This is a genomic window from Acinetobacter sp. ANC 5414 (assembly GCF_013004295.1).
Taxonomy (GTDB): domain Bacteria; phylum Pseudomonadota; class Gammaproteobacteria; order Pseudomonadales; family Moraxellaceae; genus Acinetobacter.
In genome coordinates, this window is sequence record NZ_JABERM010000025.1 from 1 (window position 1) to 15,104 (window position 15,104).

General features: G+C 39.1%; 17 protein-coding genes. 4 read left to right on the forward strand and 13 right to left on the reverse strand.

Annotated features, from left to right (window positions below):
* Positions 1-397: 397 nt before the first annotated feature.
* The 3 genes from HLH18_RS11070 to HLH18_RS11080 form a co-directional block, all read right to left on the reverse strand.
* Positions 398-1,012 carry a hypothetical protein gene (locus tag HLH18_RS11070; RefSeq protein WP_171546876.1) on the reverse strand — a complete coding sequence of 205 codons (615 nt, stop codon included), beginning with the start codon at positions 1,010-1,012 and terminating at the stop codon, positions 398-400.
* A 182-nt stretch (positions 1,013-1,194) separates the two neighbouring features.
* Positions 1,195-1,962 carry a nitroreductase family protein gene (locus HLH18_RS11075; protein WP_171546877.1) on the reverse strand — a complete coding sequence of 256 codons (768 nt, stop codon included), beginning with the start codon at positions 1,960-1,962 and terminating at the stop codon, positions 1,195-1,197.
* Between the two features lie 107 nt (positions 1,963-2,069).
* Positions 2,070-2,870, reverse strand: a complete 801-nt coding sequence (locus tag HLH18_RS11080; RefSeq protein ID WP_171546878.1) for an enoyl-CoA hydratase-related protein — start codon at positions 2,868-2,870, stop codon at positions 2,070-2,072.
* Positions 2,871-2,974: 104 nt separating this feature from the next.
* On the opposite strand from HLH18_RS11080, the gene HLH18_RS11085 reads away from it, so the two are divergent.
* The 3 genes from HLH18_RS11085 (at position 2,975) to HLH18_RS11095 (ending at position 5,027) form a co-directional block, all read left to right on the forward strand.
* The gene (locus tag HLH18_RS11085; protein ID WP_131286939.1) at positions 2,975-3,550 is read left to right on the forward strand and encodes a nicotinate-nicotinamide nucleotide adenylyltransferase; all 576 of its coding nucleotides are present in this window, start codon (positions 2,975-2,977) and stop codon (positions 3,548-3,550) included.
* Positions 3,551-3,600: 50 nt separating this feature from the next.
* Complete coding sequence (locus HLH18_RS11090) at positions 3,601-4,170, forward strand: YceI family protein (protein ID WP_171546879.1); 570 nt, start codon at positions 3,601-3,603, stop codon at positions 4,168-4,170.
* 293 nt (positions 4,171-4,463) lie between these two features.
* Positions 4,464-5,027, forward strand: coding sequence for a YceI family protein (locus tag HLH18_RS11095; RefSeq protein WP_171546880.1), 564 nt, complete (start codon positions 4,464-4,466; stop codon positions 5,025-5,027).
* 201 nt (positions 5,028-5,228) lie between these two features.
* Here the strand turns inward: HLH18_RS11095 and HLH18_RS11100 are convergent, their stop codons facing one another.
* The 5 genes from HLH18_RS11100 to dapD all read right to left on the reverse strand — a co-directional run bounded on the left by HLH18_RS11100 (position 5,229) and on the right by dapD (position 8,633).
* Positions 5,229-5,687, reverse strand: a complete 459-nt coding sequence (locus HLH18_RS11100; RefSeq protein ID WP_171546881.1) for a peroxiredoxin — start codon at positions 5,685-5,687, stop codon at positions 5,229-5,231.
* Positions 5,688-5,839: 152 nt separating this feature from the next.
* On the reverse strand, positions 5,840-6,253 hold the full coding sequence (locus tag HLH18_RS11105; RefSeq protein WP_171546882.1) for a hypothetical protein: 414 nt from the start codon (positions 6,251-6,253) through the stop codon (positions 5,840-5,842).
* A 14-nt stretch (positions 6,254-6,267) separates the two neighbouring features.
* Positions 6,268-6,939, reverse strand: coding sequence for a 7-cyano-7-deazaguanine synthase QueC (gene queC, locus HLH18_RS11110; RefSeq protein WP_171546883.1), 672 nt, complete (start codon positions 6,937-6,939; stop codon positions 6,268-6,270).
* 45 nt (positions 6,940-6,984) lie between these two features.
* Positions 6,985-7,695 (reverse strand): 7-carboxy-7-deazaguanine synthase QueE, encoded by a 711-nt coding sequence (queE, locus tag HLH18_RS11115; RefSeq protein ID WP_171546884.1) that lies wholly within the window; start codon positions 7,693-7,695, stop codon positions 6,985-6,987.
* Between the two features lie 116 nt (positions 7,696-7,811).
* The gene (dapD, locus tag HLH18_RS11120; protein WP_171546885.1) at positions 7,812-8,633 is read right to left on the reverse strand and encodes a 2,3,4,5-tetrahydropyridine-2,6-dicarboxylate N-succinyltransferase; all 822 of its coding nucleotides are present in this window, start codon (positions 8,631-8,633) and stop codon (positions 7,812-7,814) included.
* 412 nt (positions 8,634-9,045) lie between these two features.
* On the opposite strand from dapD, the gene carO reads away from it, so the two are divergent.
* A complete protein-coding gene (gene carO, locus HLH18_RS11125; RefSeq protein WP_171546886.1) occupies positions 9,046-9,759 on the forward strand; it encodes an ornithine uptake porin CarO in 714 nt (237 codons plus the stop codon).
* Positions 9,760-9,830: 71 nt separating this feature from the next.
* Here carO and HLH18_RS11130 read toward each other — a convergent pair whose 3' ends face one another.
* The 5 genes from HLH18_RS11130 to cysT all read right to left on the reverse strand — a co-directional run bounded on the left by HLH18_RS11130 (position 9,831) and on the right by cysT (position 15,068).
* On the reverse strand, positions 9,831-11,027 hold the full coding sequence (locus HLH18_RS11130) for an OmpP1/FadL family transporter (RefSeq protein ID WP_171546887.1): 1,197 nt from the start codon (positions 11,025-11,027) through the stop codon (positions 9,831-9,833).
* Positions 11,028-11,294: 267 nt separating this feature from the next.
* Positions 11,295-12,218, reverse strand: coding sequence for a CysB family HTH-type transcriptional regulator (locus HLH18_RS11135; protein WP_171527985.1), 924 nt, complete (start codon positions 12,216-12,218; stop codon positions 11,295-11,297).
* 53 nt (positions 12,219-12,271) lie between these two features.
* Positions 12,272-13,333, reverse strand: a complete 1,062-nt coding sequence (locus tag HLH18_RS11140) for a sulfate/molybdate ABC transporter ATP-binding protein (RefSeq protein WP_131286921.1) — start codon at positions 13,331-13,333, stop codon at positions 12,272-12,274.
* An 11-nt stretch (positions 13,334-13,344) separates the two neighbouring features.
* The gene (gene cysW, locus HLH18_RS11145) at positions 13,345-14,238 is read right to left on the reverse strand and encodes a sulfate ABC transporter permease subunit CysW (protein ID WP_171527987.1); all 894 of its coding nucleotides are present in this window, start codon (positions 14,236-14,238) and stop codon (positions 13,345-13,347) included.
* A complete protein-coding gene (gene cysT, locus HLH18_RS11150; protein WP_131286917.1) occupies positions 14,235-15,068 on the reverse strand; it encodes a sulfate ABC transporter permease subunit CysT in 834 nt (277 codons plus the stop codon). Before cysT ends, cysW begins: the two co-directional genes overlap by 4 nt.
* Positions 15,069-15,104: the final 36 nt, after the last annotated feature.

A 15,104-nucleotide genomic window follows, 5' to 3' on the forward strand; every position in this document is an offset into this window, starting at 1 on the left:
TTGTTCAGTGTCTATAAAAGTGTCTAAGGCCATAAACATAATGTCCATTTAATAAATAATGGACACTATCGGGATATTGAGAAAATAAGAAAAGTGGGGTTCAGCGGATGCTTACGATTTATCTTAAAATTAGTACATTCAGGCCATGTATTTTTATAAATATAACTCTTGTTTTGCCCGTGTATAGCGAAACTAATGCTATTTTTCATCATAGATGCGCATCCCGTAACCAACATTATTATATTTATAAGTATGCTTGTTTTAATGAGTTTGACCATTATGAATTCCTGCCTTATTAGATGAAGGCTAATGCTGTCCTATAATTGGTTTTGATCCAGTTAAGATAATTTATGATTTGAATAATTTTATTATCTCTGGTCGCACTACCTATAGAAGTTTAATTCCAGAATTCTTGATATTTTGAGACCCAGTACAATTTAGTTTCTATATTGTAGCTACCATCTGGATTCAGGGAAATAAGGTAATGAATCTCTTTACCTCGACTACGGTTGCCTTTACCTTCAGGGACTTGATAATTGTATTTTTTCACCTCTTTAGGCGGGGTAAGTACAATCTGTTTCCATGCTGTGGCTGGGATTTTTTCTATAAGTTCTTGTTGTTTTCTATTCCATATTTCAAGTTCACTTTTCTCTTTTTCTGTAGCAAAGCCTAGTACTATGTCACTTAAGGCCTTTTGAGGATACTCTCCTAATGTTTTTTGTACTTGTTCCATTGTCAACCAAGGCGCATATTCAATAATAATTTGCTCAGGCACATAACCTTCAGGAGAAACCTTACAGCGACTATAGGTTGTAATATATTTTTGCTTTTTTATCGCATCTGGTGTTCCTGATAAGTTGCCACATTCAGGCCAGTTGTTTTTGTAAACTATGCTATGGTTTGGCCAATATTGATTATCCATTTCAAAGCTAATACTATTTTTCATAGTTGGTGTAATTGTTTGACAACCAGTTAAAATAAATAAACTACTCATTGTTAATATTGTTTTCATTTTTCTTTTAATCCAACTTACTGCATTAAAGGTAAGTGTTGTTTTTTTAATTGGCTTTGATTCAGTTGAGATCTATCTCCCATTACAGACCTTAGCAAATAAAGAGTAAATTACGTGACATCCATGTCACAAGATATCTATCAGATTAAAGTATTTAATGTCTATAAATACCAAGCTTAAACTTAAACCTTCTGAATAAACAACTCACGCTCAAAACGGTATTGCGGGAAAAACACGCCATCGACTGCACGTTCACCGGCTCCAATCACCATCACCGGATATTGCTGATGATTCAGGTTTAGAATTTTACGTACCATAGGTTCGTCAAAACCTTCCATCATACAGCTGTCAAAACCATAAGCGCGTAATGCCAAAACCAGATTTTCACAAGCCAAAGCTGTGGTCTTAGTTGCCCATAGTTTTGCATCTGCAGGGTTGAATGCCGTAACAGGTAATTGTTTATCTAAGGTACGTGCAACTTTGAAAGCCACTTTTTTAAAGTTGCCAATAGCATTGAAGTAACCTGTTTTATAGTTATATGGAATAAAGCGGTAGTACTGCTTTAGTGCTTTTGGCGCTTCAGGAAATGGAAAGTCACTGATGTTCTTTTTTGCCATTTCATCAATGCGGTCAGTACGCGCGATACAAACAATCAGCTCCGAAGCTGTTTTTGCCGCCAATTGACTTAAACAGGCTTTGACCAGCTGTTTCTTCTTGGCAGGGTTCTGCACCACATAAAAAGTCCATGGCTGCAAATTGGATGAGTTTGGCGCAAGCAAGGCAAGGTCTAAACAATCATCCAGTACTTCGGCAGGAATGGGTTTTTTCGTGAATTTACGTACCGAACGACGGCTTTGCACGACTTTTTTAAAGTTTTCGACATCAATATCTGTTGGAGCAGGCTCAAAATAACGTTTCTTTTCAGTTTTGGTTTCGTTTGAATCGGTCATCTCTATTCACTCAAATTTTAAAGCTTGAAATTTAGATCTATTAAAACGCATAAAACCACTGAACAATGTCACTATTCAGTGGTTTTTTCTATTTAATGATAAAAAAATTAATTAAATTGTGCAAAATCTGGCTTGCGCTTTTGCATAAATGCAGCCACCGCTTCAGCCATCTCTGGTGAAGATACACGCTTCATAAAGATTTCAGCTTCATCATCTACACAGTCCAGAATTTCCTGCAAGTTATGTTTCATTAAAGCTTTAGTTTGTTTAATTGAAGCCAATGGCAGTGCAGCTAAAGTTTGCGCCTGTTTCAGTGAAGTCGCATACACATCTTCTTCAATGCTATTCACCAAACCTGCACTGAGGGCTTTTTCACTGTTAAATTTCTGCGCCGTGAATAGCAGCTCGGCGGCTTTGTGGTAACCGGCTTGCTGAATAAGCAGCTTGCTCGAAGCACCTTCTGGAGAAAGACCCAAGCTTACAAATGGAATCTGGAACAGGGCAGTGTTGTCGCTATAAACAAGGTCAGCATGAAGTAAAAGCGTTACCCCAATTCCAATGGCTACACCGCGAACCGCAGCAATTAAAGGTTTAGAAAATTTCGCAGCAGATTTTAATACCACAAATGGAGGCGCATCCCCGGCTTTGCCTGCAAGTGGTGTTTGAATAAACTTCATGAAGTCCTGCATGTCATTGCCCGCGCTGAAATCGGCATCCGCACCGCGTAAAATCACTACACGAACCTCTTTATTTTGATCAGCTTCATCCAGAGCTTTGGCAATCCAGAGGTATAATTCGCCATATAATGCATTTTTTGCTTTTGGTCGGTTAATGGCTAAGGTCAGTACGCCATTTTCTAAATTCGCATCCAAATGTTCATGAGGTTGTTGAATACAGCTCAGTGTCATCGTACTATCCTTGCTTTAAAACTTAATTTGATTTTATGAGGTTTATTATGTCGCATATTTATTTAGGCGGCACAACTCACGAGTCATCAAAAATTTGATCTGTTATGAACTATACATTTGATTATCTGGTTTTCATTGGTCGCTTTCAGCCTTTTCATCTGGCACATATGCAAACGATTAAAATTGCATTAGAGCAAAGTCAGAATGTGATTTTGGCATTGGGTTCTGCACAAAATGAACGCAATATTAAAAATCCGTTTAGTGCTTCTGAACGTGAACAGATGATTTTGTCCAACTTTTCAGCCGCAGACCAAAAGCGAATCAAGTTTGTTCATGTGGTTGATGTGTATGATGATGAAAAATGGCAAAAACTGGTGAAATCCCTTGTGTCAGAAGTGGTAGAGCCAGAAGCTAAAGTGGGTTTAATTGGTCATTTTAAGGATGAATCTTCATACTATCTGCAGCTTTTTCCAGAATGGGAGATGGTAGAACTTGCCAGCCTGGTTGGAGCAATTTCAGCGACCCCGCTGCGTGAAGCTTATTATCGTGGCGAAATTATCGAATCTGCTTTTCCACTGGGCACCAGTGAGTTTTTACACAAATTTCAGAACACGTCTACTTATCAACAATTGCAGCACAAATACCTGACACAAGATAAAACCAATCTTGAAAAATCTTAGTAAGCTTTTAAGTAGGAGCAAGAAATTGCAACGACCTAGGAGTGGATCAGATGAATATCCCAACCACGTTGAAAAGTGTCTTTATTGCTAGTGCAATCAATTTGAGTCTCGTTGCACATATAAATGCACAGGAATGGACATTTACTCCACAAACTTATGTGGGATTTGATGTGAAGTCGATGGGTTTTTCTATCGTAAAAGGGAAATTTGAGCAGGTTCAGTCCAGTATGAGCTTTGATTCAGCAGCACCACAAAATGCCTCAGCCCAGTTTGTCATGGACGTAAACAGCGTGAGCTTGAGCATGCCTTCACTGAGAAATATGATCTTGGGTGAAGATTTATTCTATGTAGACAAATACCCCACTGCGACTTTTAACAGTCATGAATTTATAGCTTTAGGCGATCATCACTACAGTATAAAAGGGGATTTGACCTTGCGCGGTATCACCCAGCCGGTAACCCTTGATACGGTTTTAAAACCCAATACAGCCAATCCACAACTTTTAGATGTTGAATCTAAAGCGGTGGTGAATCGCAGTGATTTTGGAATGAAAAAAGCATTCGGTGGTATAGGAGAAAAAGTGAATATTGAGGTAGATGGACAATGGGAAACAAGATAGTTCATGTATTTAAAAAACCGGCTTAAGATAGTTTTAAATTTCCGGTTTTTTACGTTTTTGGATAATTTTTTTATTCTTATAACGATAAACGCGACTAATACTCTCAAGCCAATTCTTACAGAAAAATTATGTTAAATCTTTCTCCATTAGTCATTAATGATTTTACAAAAACTTCAATAAACTGATATAAAAATAAAAAAAAGCAAATTCGAAAACTTAAAACAAATTTAATCTGAGGTTGGATTGTAAATCTAAACCTGATCAATAAGAAATCAAAAAAGGTGGATTTAAATTTGAAAGCAACAATAAAAAATGGACTTATTATCGTAGCAATCGGTTTAGCTGTAAGTAGCCAGTCCTTTGCACAATCATGGATTTTAACCCCCAAAAGTAATGTTGGTTTTGAGATCAAGTCGATGGGGCTTACAGTGGTTAGGGCTAAATTTAATCAAGTTCAATCGAGCATGGAGTTTGATGTTAAAGCACCGCAAAATGCATCGACACATCTTGTTATGGATGTTGATAGTTTGAGCTTCAATAAACCATTGCTGAAACATATGATTCTGGGGGAAGACCTATTTTATGCAGCAAAATACAAAACGGTAAGATTTAAAAGTATCCAATTTAAGGACTTAGGCAATGGTAAATATAATGTTTTAGGACATTTAACCCTGCGTGGTGTGACTAAGCCCTTAATTTTTGTAACGACATTTAAACCTAATCTTTCTAATGTCAACTTGCTTGATGTCCAAGCTTCTGCAGTGATTAACCGCAGCGATTTTGGTATGAGAAAAGGTATTGGAGGCGTGGGGGAGAAAGTGAATCTTCAGCTTTCGGGCCAATGTGAAACTAACTGAAATTGCATTTGCCAATGTTAAAAAATCTTTTTATAGCTTTTTTTTAATTCGTATACCGTGATCCAAGTTTATTATTACCCACAATTAAAAATCTAAGGGCAGGGTAAATATAAGAATCTTGATTGCATAAAAGAGCTCACAAAAAAGAAGCAGGATAAAAGCCCGAACCTTTGGGCTTTTATAAATCCAGTAACAGTGCCATTAAGCTGCTTGTAGGGCTTTTAAGTCTTCTAGTACTTGTTCTGCATGACCGGCCGCTTTCACTTTACGGTATTCTTTGACTAATTTGCCGTTATGGAAAATAAAGGTTGAGCGTTCAATCCCCATGACTTTTTTGCCATACATGTTCTTTTCTTTAATCACATCAAAGAGATTACACAACACTTCTTCTTTATCACTGATGAGATTAATCGTCAGATTTTGCTTTTCGGTGAAGTTTTGGTGCGCTTTAACCGAATCGCGTGAAATACCCAGAATCGTGGTATTTAATGCATCAAACTGATCTTTCAAACAGGAAAAGCCAATCGCTTGCGTGGTACAACCAGGTGTTGAATCCTTCGGATAAAAATACACAATCAGCCATTCTGATGGCATTTCAGTCAGGTTGATTTCTCCAGTTGTGGTTGGAAAAATTTGATTAGGCAGGGTAATAGCAGACATAGGTTCATCCTTATCAAGTTGAATTTGTCATATTGATCTTAAATTTATAGGTTGATGATAACGACTTTTGAGCAGTTAATGCAGAACTGATGTTTAATTTTAAAATATAAAAAAGCCTGCAATTGCAGGCTTTTTATTGAAGCTAAATTAACTTATTTTTTAGGTTGTTGAGCAGATTTCATTGCTTCTTCAGTTAAGCTTTTAAGCTTGCCTGTAAGTTGCGGACCAAAACAAGTTTGAAGATCTTTATTTTGTTTTTGAACAAAAGCTAAAGTTGCAGGGCTTTTCTTTTGGTTAATGGTACTTTGAATTTCCCATTTTTGAGCATTGGTTAATTTACCGTCAGCTTCAACCGCACAAGTACAGTATTTGCTTACTTCTGCTGCTGATAATTTTTTACTTTTACCTGTTTCATCTTTACAAACATTAATTAAAGCAGATTTTACATTAGTGCTTTTATAAGCTTCTTGGAGCTTGTTTGTTTCTGCAGCATTTGAAGCAGTTGCCATGAATGCTACAGCAGAAACTAATGTAGAAAGAATAATGTTTGATTTCAAATTTTTCATGTACTGTTACCCTGTTATGACGGTATATAACGTGTTGGATCTGCAATACCAGCGTCAGCAAAACCCTGTTTACGTAAACGGCAGCTATCGCATTTGCCACAAGCACGTCCTTGGTCGTCTGCTTGGTAGCAAGACACCGTTTGACTGTAGTCTACGCCATGTTCTATACCTAAGCGAATAATATTTGCTTTGGATAAATGTAACAGAGGTGTTTCAAATTTAAGAGGTTTGCCTTCTACGCCATCTTTAGTTGCCAGGCGAGCCATGCGTTCAAAAGCATCAATAAATTCAGGTCGACAATCAGGATATCCTGAATAATCAACTGCATTGATCCCAATCACAATGGCTTCTGCACCAAAAACTTCTGATGCAGCGAGCGCATAAGATAGAAATATTGTGTTACGTGCTGGAACATAAGTTACAGGAATACCTTCTTGTTCATGTTCTGGTACATCAATGCTGTGGTCTGTTAACGCAGAGCCACCCAGGTTACCCAAATCAATATTAATGACACGATGTTCTACACCAGCGCGTTGTGTTAATGCTCTAGCAGCATCCAGTTCAGTGGTCGAACGTTGACCATACATAAAACTTAAAGCAATACATTCATAACGTGCTTGCGCCCAAGCCAAACAAGTTGTTGAGTCTAAGCCGCCAGATAACAAAACTATGGCACGAGGGCGCATATTCAAATCTCCAAACAAATATAGGTATTCAAGAACAGAAATAAATTAACGACCAGTTTCATCGTTCCAGAGCAATTTATGCAACTGCAATTGGAAACGAACAGGGAGATGGTCTTCTAAAATCCATTGTGCTAAATCACGTGCAAGTTGAGGCAAACGCACTGCACCTTTTTCAACTGCAAAAGCGGGTGAGAACCAAATGGTACTGACTTTATCGGCAAGTTTGTATTGTTCAACCTGCTGTTTTGACCATTCATAGTCTTCACGATTACAAATCACGAACTTGATTTGGTCATGCTGGGTTAAGTGATCGAGATTACTAAGCAAATTCCGTGCAACTTCTCCAGAAGTTGGGGTTTTTAAATCGAGTACTTTAGAAACTCGATGATCAACCTTAGATACATCTAAAGCTCCACTGGTCTCGAGTGACACTTCACAGCCAAGATCGGCTAAACGTTGCATCAGAGGCAAAGCATTGGGTTGAGCAAGCGGCTCACCGCCAGTCACACAAATATACTGTGTTTTAAAATCGAGTGTTGTTTTAATAATGTCGTCTAAGGATTGACGTTCGCCACCTTCAAAAGAATAGGTGGTATCACAATAAGTACAGCGTAAAGGGCAACCGGTTAAACGAATAAAAACCGTCGGCAACCCCGCAGCGTTGGCTTCACCTTGCAATGAATAGAAAATCTCCGTGATGCGTAAACCCGCAGACGGATCAGAAACAGGAATAGCGGAAGATCGAAGAGTATTCATAACAAAAATTTACCACACCAAAAAACATGAGAGTACAAAAAACAAAAATCTCTACGATCATGTCTGACCGTAGAGATGAGGAACGATTAAAGTTCCGCAACAGACTTAAAACAAAATTAATCTTCGCGTAATAAATCGTTCAAGCTAGTTTTAGCACGCGTTTTCGCGTCAACTTTTTTCACGATAATTGCAGCATACAGGTTGCAAGTACCATCTTTAGAAGGAAGGCTACCAGAAACTACTACAGAACCTGCAGGAACACGGCCGTAATGGATTTCGCCAGTTTCACGGTCAAAGATTTTAGTCGATTGACCAATGAATACGCCCATTGAAATCACAGAACCTTCTTCAACGATCACGCCTTCAACGATTTCAGAACGTGCACCAATGAAGCAGTTGTCTTCAATAATCGTTGGGTTCGCTTGTAATGGTTCAAGAACACCACCAATACCTACACCGCCAGACAAGTGAACGTTTTTACCAATTTGTGCACATGAACCCACAGTTGCCCATGTATCAACCATTGTGCCTTCATCTACATATGCACCGATGTTCACATAAGAAGGCATCAATACAACATTTTTCGCTTGGAATGAACCTTTACGTGCAACTGCTGGCGGCACAACACGAACACCCGCTGCTTTAAACTGTTCTTCAGTCCAATCAGCGAATTTAGTCTCTACTTTGTCATAGAAACGAAGATCACCAGACTCAATGGTTTTGTTATCGTTTAATTTAAAAGATAACAAAACTGCTTTTTTAAGCCATTGGTGAACAATCCATTCACCATCAATTTTTTCAGCTACACGAAGTGTGCCGTTATCTAGGCCAGCAATAGCTTGTTCTACAGCACTACGAACTTCAGCAGGGCAATCAGCCGCGGTGAAATTTGCACGATCTTCAAAAGCCTGTTCAATGATTGTTGAAAGCTGAGACATGATCTTCCATTTCCAAAAAAATTTTCCAAGATTTTACACTATATTGAGACAAGAATAGATGAAAAAGTGACTTTAGATCGGAATTAATTATTAAAGATCTATGAATGGCTCTACTAAACAAAAGCTAAGGAATTTATTTGAGATGTTTGTAAAATATCAGTGTGTTAACACAACGCAAACAATACAGTGAATAATGCAATATCTTATTAAGCTGGGTAGATCGATTTAGGCGAATAATATAAAAGTTTTTATAAAAATAATTATTATTAATCAGTAGTAAAAAGTATTTGTATCAAAATTTAACAAAAACCAAGCAAATTTCGAATAAAAGTCGATCAATTAATATTTTATAGTTCTAATTATTAGAAAAGCACTAATGATGAAAATAGCAATTTCTTTGAGGAGATCGACAATGAAAACTTTAAGTACGATTTTAGCAGCAACTGTTTTGACTGCTATCGCAGGAACAGCGATAGCTGATGATGCAGTAGTTCAAGATGGTTATTCATTTGATCGTAATCAGCTTATTCCAACCGGTGTTCGTGCTGAAGTAGGGACAACGGGTTATGGCGGTGCCTTACTTTGGACTGCAAACCCATATGTAGGTTTGGCACTGGGTTATAATGGTGGTGATATCTCTTGGTCTGATGATCTGTCTGTAGACGGCGTAAAATATGACGTTGATATGGATAACAAACTTGCATACTTAAATGCAGAAATTCGTCCTTGGGGTGCCAGTGAAAATCGTTGGGCACAAGCTTTATATATGGCTGCAGGTGTAGGCTACTTAGACAGTGAGTATGGCTTAAAATCACAAACTGGCAGCGGTACAATTGAAATTGATGGCAAGCCGACTAGGTTTAGTTCGGTAAATGGTAATGTGTCATATGAAAATGACATTTCTCCATACCTAGGTTTAGGTTTCGCTCCAAAAATCAATAAAAACTGGGGTGTGTTTGGTGAAGTCGGTGCTTACTATACTGGCAATCCAAAAGCGAGCTTAACTGGTGTGGGGGGGACAGATGCAGACCAAACTTTATTAGCTGAACATGAACGTAATATTGAAAATGATGATGAATATCAATGGTTACCAGTGGGTAAAGTAGGTGTTAGCTACCACTGGTAATTTAAAGTTATCATCCTTTAAAAAACGAGCTCCGGCTCGTTTTTTTGTTTTTATAGATTAAATAATTTTAGTTAAAAGCGATAACCTGCTTTGACCCCATAAGCGACAGCATTGTTATTGTTTACCGAAGATAAAGGCCCAAATAAACTGCCTGAACCATTTTGAACTTGCTGAATTTTTGCTTTATTCAGCTTTAAGTATTTCATGCCGGCAGCAATAAATAAATGAGAGTGAATATTATAAAGGCCCCCTACACCAAAACTATAAAAACCATCTGAAGGACTTAAGGTAGAAGCAGGATTGCCGGTACCACTATCTCGTCCTATATCGGTCATCAATGTCCATTTGTCATTCAATATATGCGCCAGACCTAAAGTTGTGCTCCATTGATCTGTTTGATAATTCACTAAAGGAACAAGTGTAGCGTTACCTGAACTCATCAAGGGAGAAACAATTTTAAAATTCTGCCAATTCACCCAACGCACTGATCCATAAATTAAATTATTGGCTGTTATGCCAGATTGAAACTCAAGGTTGACTGATTGAGGTGTTTCTATAATTGTGTTCTGGTCGGAAGCTAAATTGAGTAAAGGGATAACTGGAACTGTGCTTACTTGTTCCTGAAATTGTTGCTTATGTCGAATTTTAGAGCGATAAGTCAGTGAGGTTCTAAGCGCATATTCTGGTCGCTGATAACTAGCGCCAGTAAGCCAACCACTCGCGGAATCTTTTTTTATCTCCCCGATATAATCAGCCAGTATGCCCATCGATTGACCTGAAATTTTCAAATGCATTTTTAAGCTTTGATAACTTAAGCCTGTATAGATGTTCCAGGATTGATTGGGCTGATAGCCTATAAGCGCCGTGAGATTGTTGCTATCCACTTTAAAGTCGACCGCATTGACTAAAGCATCTGGACTCGTGGCAACAGGATCTAAAGCGTAACTCACATCTGCACCAAAAGGTTGGTCATAAATCAGACCTGCGGACCAATTGGAATCCAGTTGTAATTTTAAGGCCGCGCTAGATAGATAAAAGTGATTCACAAAATTTTGGGTAGAGGTTTCTGTATATATTGATGGATTATTGGCTTCAGGGCGGTAAGTATTCCCAGAAATATTGGCATCAACAAATGCGGTTGAAAATTCAGCGTAATGGTTTGGTTGTAAAAATGTCGCAATGCTTTGGTTTGAAGTTTCAAGGGCTGCGGAAAATACATGCGTAGGCAAAAAAATGCACAGAGTTATGCTAAATGCCGTAGCTTTCATAAATAACCCCAAATTAAATAATGACTTCGCTTATATATTTTGTGTGTAAAACCTGATAACACACCATGTAATTGAATTTTTTTATTCAGTGGGTGTACTTTATGTCGTTTTATTGAGGATGAGCAAGCCTAATTTTAAGATTATTTATACTTTAATTTTTGAATGGATAAATTTTTTATATTGCTGATAAGTAAAATAATAGAAAGGTGAGTTAAAATGAAAAAAGGGATATTGTGATATCCCCAATCTAAATAATTATGTGATTTTTTAATCTTCTGGATAAGCCACTCGTTTCAGTGCTTTAATGTCTGCTTCTGGTGAGCAGAGTGAAATAAACTCATAACCATAGCCACGAAGTAAATGACCTTTACGTACTGCAATCCAGGTGGTGTTTACGCCAAAAATATCGGTTGGAATCTGCTTCAAACGGTAGTCACGTTCTGCATCATAAGCGACATTATTAACAATACCGACGCCCATATTTAGTTCAACATAGGTTTTGATGACATCGGCATCGAGTGCTGACATCACAATATCCACATCAATTCCTGCCTCTTCAAAGGCTTTATCAATTTTTGAACGACCTGTGAAACCGCCATGATAAGTAATAAGCGGATATTGCGCCAAGTCTTCTAAAGTAATATCTGTTTTGTTCGCCAGTGGATGGTTTTGTGGCGTGATAATGCTGTGTTGCCAAGTATAAAAAGGCACACTTGCAAGGTTATCTTCAGTGGTTAAAGATTCGGTTGCAATACCAATATCGGCTTCTCCTTGAAGTAACATTTCAGTGATTTCAACCGGGCTGGCCTGTTGCAAAATCAAATGTACTTTTGGAAATTCTTTTTTAAATTGGTTCACGATCGGCGGTAACACATAACGTGCTTGCGTATGTGTAGTTGCAATCGTGAGCGTACCTTCATCGACGCGGTTAAAGTCATCTGCAAGACGTTTAATATTGTCTGCATCGACCAGCATGCGTTCAACGATACCCAGTAAAGACTGGCCCGGTTCAGTTAAACCCAATAAACGTTTACCTTTGCGGATAAACAGTTGTACACCCAGTTCATCTTCTAAATCTTTAATGTGTTTACTCACACCCGATTGAGATGTGTAAAGTGCTGCTGAAGCTTCAGTTAAATTAAAGTTTTGTCTAACGGTTTCTCGAATAATTCTTAATTGTTGGAAATTCATAATTCTTTGTACCTTAAAAGGGGATGGGGCTTTTTTGCCCCATCTATTTATTCTTAAGCGACGTCATTGGCAAATAAATGCAATGCAGTTGGGCTTAACCACACAGTTTGATTTGGTTTAAATTGATGTAATTTCGCTTCTTCAGAGCTAAGCGAAATTTCAATTAAATTGCCTTGGCGATCCTGAAGTTCTGCAAGCACTTTACCGGCAATCCAGATTTCACGTAAGAAAGTGGCTTGAATGGCATTTTCTTGCGGAGTGGCATGAATGCTGAGTTCGTTTGGACGCGCAAAGGCAACAATTTCACCTTGTGGTGCATCTTTCACTTGTGGCAATTGAATGCGGTCTTCGCCAAGATGGATGATACCTTGCTGATTTTGACCTTCGAAACGATTGGCCTGACCCAGGAAGTCGAAAACAAACGGTGTTGCCGGTTTTTCATAAACTTCACGTGGTGAACCAATTTGCTCTACATTGCCTTTGTTCATCACGATAATTTGATCCGCCACTTCTAAGGCTTCTTCCTGATCGTGGGTGACAAAAATAGAGGTGATATGTAATTCATCATGCAAGGTACGTAACCAGCGGCGCAGTTCTTTACGTACTTTGGCATCGAGTGCACCAAACGGTTCATCCAGCAACAGCACGCGAGGCTCAACAGCGAGTGCACGAGCCAATGCAATACGTTGACGTTGACCACCCGATAACTGAGCCGGGAAACGATCCGCCAAGAAACCCAATTGAACCAGATCAAGTAAACGGGTGACACGTTTTTTGATTTCCGCTTCAGAAGGGCGGGTTGAGCGCGGACGAACACGTAAACCAAAAGCAATATTGTCAAATACAGTCATGTGACGGAACAAAGCATAATGCTGGAATACAAAACCGACTTGACGTTCGCGAACATGCACATCGGTGGCATCCTCACCTTCCAGAATTACTTGACCACCATCGGCTGATTCTAAGCCAGCGATGATGCGAAGCAGGGTGGTTTTACCACAGCCTGATGGACCCAATAATGCCACCAGCTGACCATCTGGAAAATCCAGTGAGATGTTTTTAAGTGCATGGAATGCACCAAAGTGTTTTTCAATATTTTTAACTTGAATACTCATGATGTCATTCCTTAAGAAACTTGTGAATCTTCATTACGTTTGTTTTGCTTTTCTTGGCGTATTTCAACCCATGTTTTTAAAATCAGGGTCACAATGGCAAGTAAAGCCAACAGCGAGGACACCGCAAATGCAGCACTAAAGGTATATTCGTTGTAAAGAATTTCGACGTGTAACGGTAAGGTATTGGTTTCACCACGAATGTGACCCGACACCACCGATACCGCACCGAATTCACCCATCGCACGGGCATTACACAGAATCACACCGTAAATCAGACCCCATTTAATATTCGGTAAGGTCACTTTACAGAAGGTTTGCCAACCTGAAGCACCGAGTACAATTGCGGCTTCTTCTTCTTCAGTCCCTTGCGCTTCCATTAACGGAATCAATTCACGAGCCACAAAAGGAACGGTAATAAATATGGTTGCAAGTACAATGGCAGGCACGGCATACAACACTTTGATGTCGTGATCCATCAGCCAGTTGCCCATCCAGCCTTGAGTACCAAAAATCAGGACCAACATCATACCTGCGATAACAGGCGATACAGAGAAAGGGATGTCAATGATGGTGGTTAAAATGGATTTACCACGGAAGTTGAATTTCGCAACAGACCAGGCTGCAGCGACACCAAACACCACGTTTAATGGCACGGCAATGGCAGCGGTCAATAACGTCAGTTTTACTGCAGATAAAGTATCTGGATTGATCAAGGCTTGGAAATAAACTGCAACACCTTGTTTAAAGGCTTCAACAAAGACCAGAATTAAAGGCAGAATCAGACAGCTTAAGAAAAAGATCAGCGCAATGGTAATCAGAAGATTACGTACCCAGGTTGGTTCACGGGTTGCATCACGAGATTGCAGTTTTTCTGCTAAAGCATTGCTATTGGTGATTAAGCTCATGGAGCAGTTCTCCCTGTACGGCGGCTTGCCCACGCTTGTAGCAAGTTAATCAGGAATAAGATCGCAAAAGAAATTAACAACATCACCACCGCAATCGTGGTTGCACCTGCGTAATCATATTCTTCTAAACGAGAAATAATCATCAGTGGCGCAATTTCAGTTTCATAAGGCTGGTTACCTGCGATAAAGATGACTGAACCATATTCACCTACACCGCGTGCAAATGCCAATGCAAAACCAGTCAGTAGCGCAGGAAACAAAATCGGCAAAATGATTTTGGTGATAATCTGAAAACGGTTTGCACCGAGTGCTGATGCAGCTTCTTCCAGTTCGGTTTCCAGGTCACTTAAAACAGGTTGTACCGTACGTACCACAAACGGTAAGCCAATAAAAATCAACGCAAGCGTGATCCCGATTGGGGTATAGGCCACTTTAATGCCAATTGGTTCTAGGTACTGTCCAATCCAGCCTGTAGGTGCGTATAAAGAAGTCAGTGCAATACCTGCGACTGCTGTTGGCAAGGCAAAGGGTAAATCCACTAAAGCATCAATAATTCGTTTGCCAGGAAAGCTGTAACGAACCAAGCACCAAGCCAATAACAAGCCAAATACCACATTAACTAAGGCTGCAATGAGTGCGGCACTAAAACTTAACTGCAAAGATTTTAGGATACGTTCTGAACTTAAAATTTCCCATAAACCGTCCCAGCCAATGCCCAGTGATTTAATAAACACTGCAGATAAAGGAATAAGAACAATTAATGACAAATACGCTAGGGTAAAGCCTAGAGAAAGACCAAATCCTGGCAGCACTCGGGATCGCTGCGACATGATTACTCCTCAAAAGAGAAAATGCTGACCAATAAA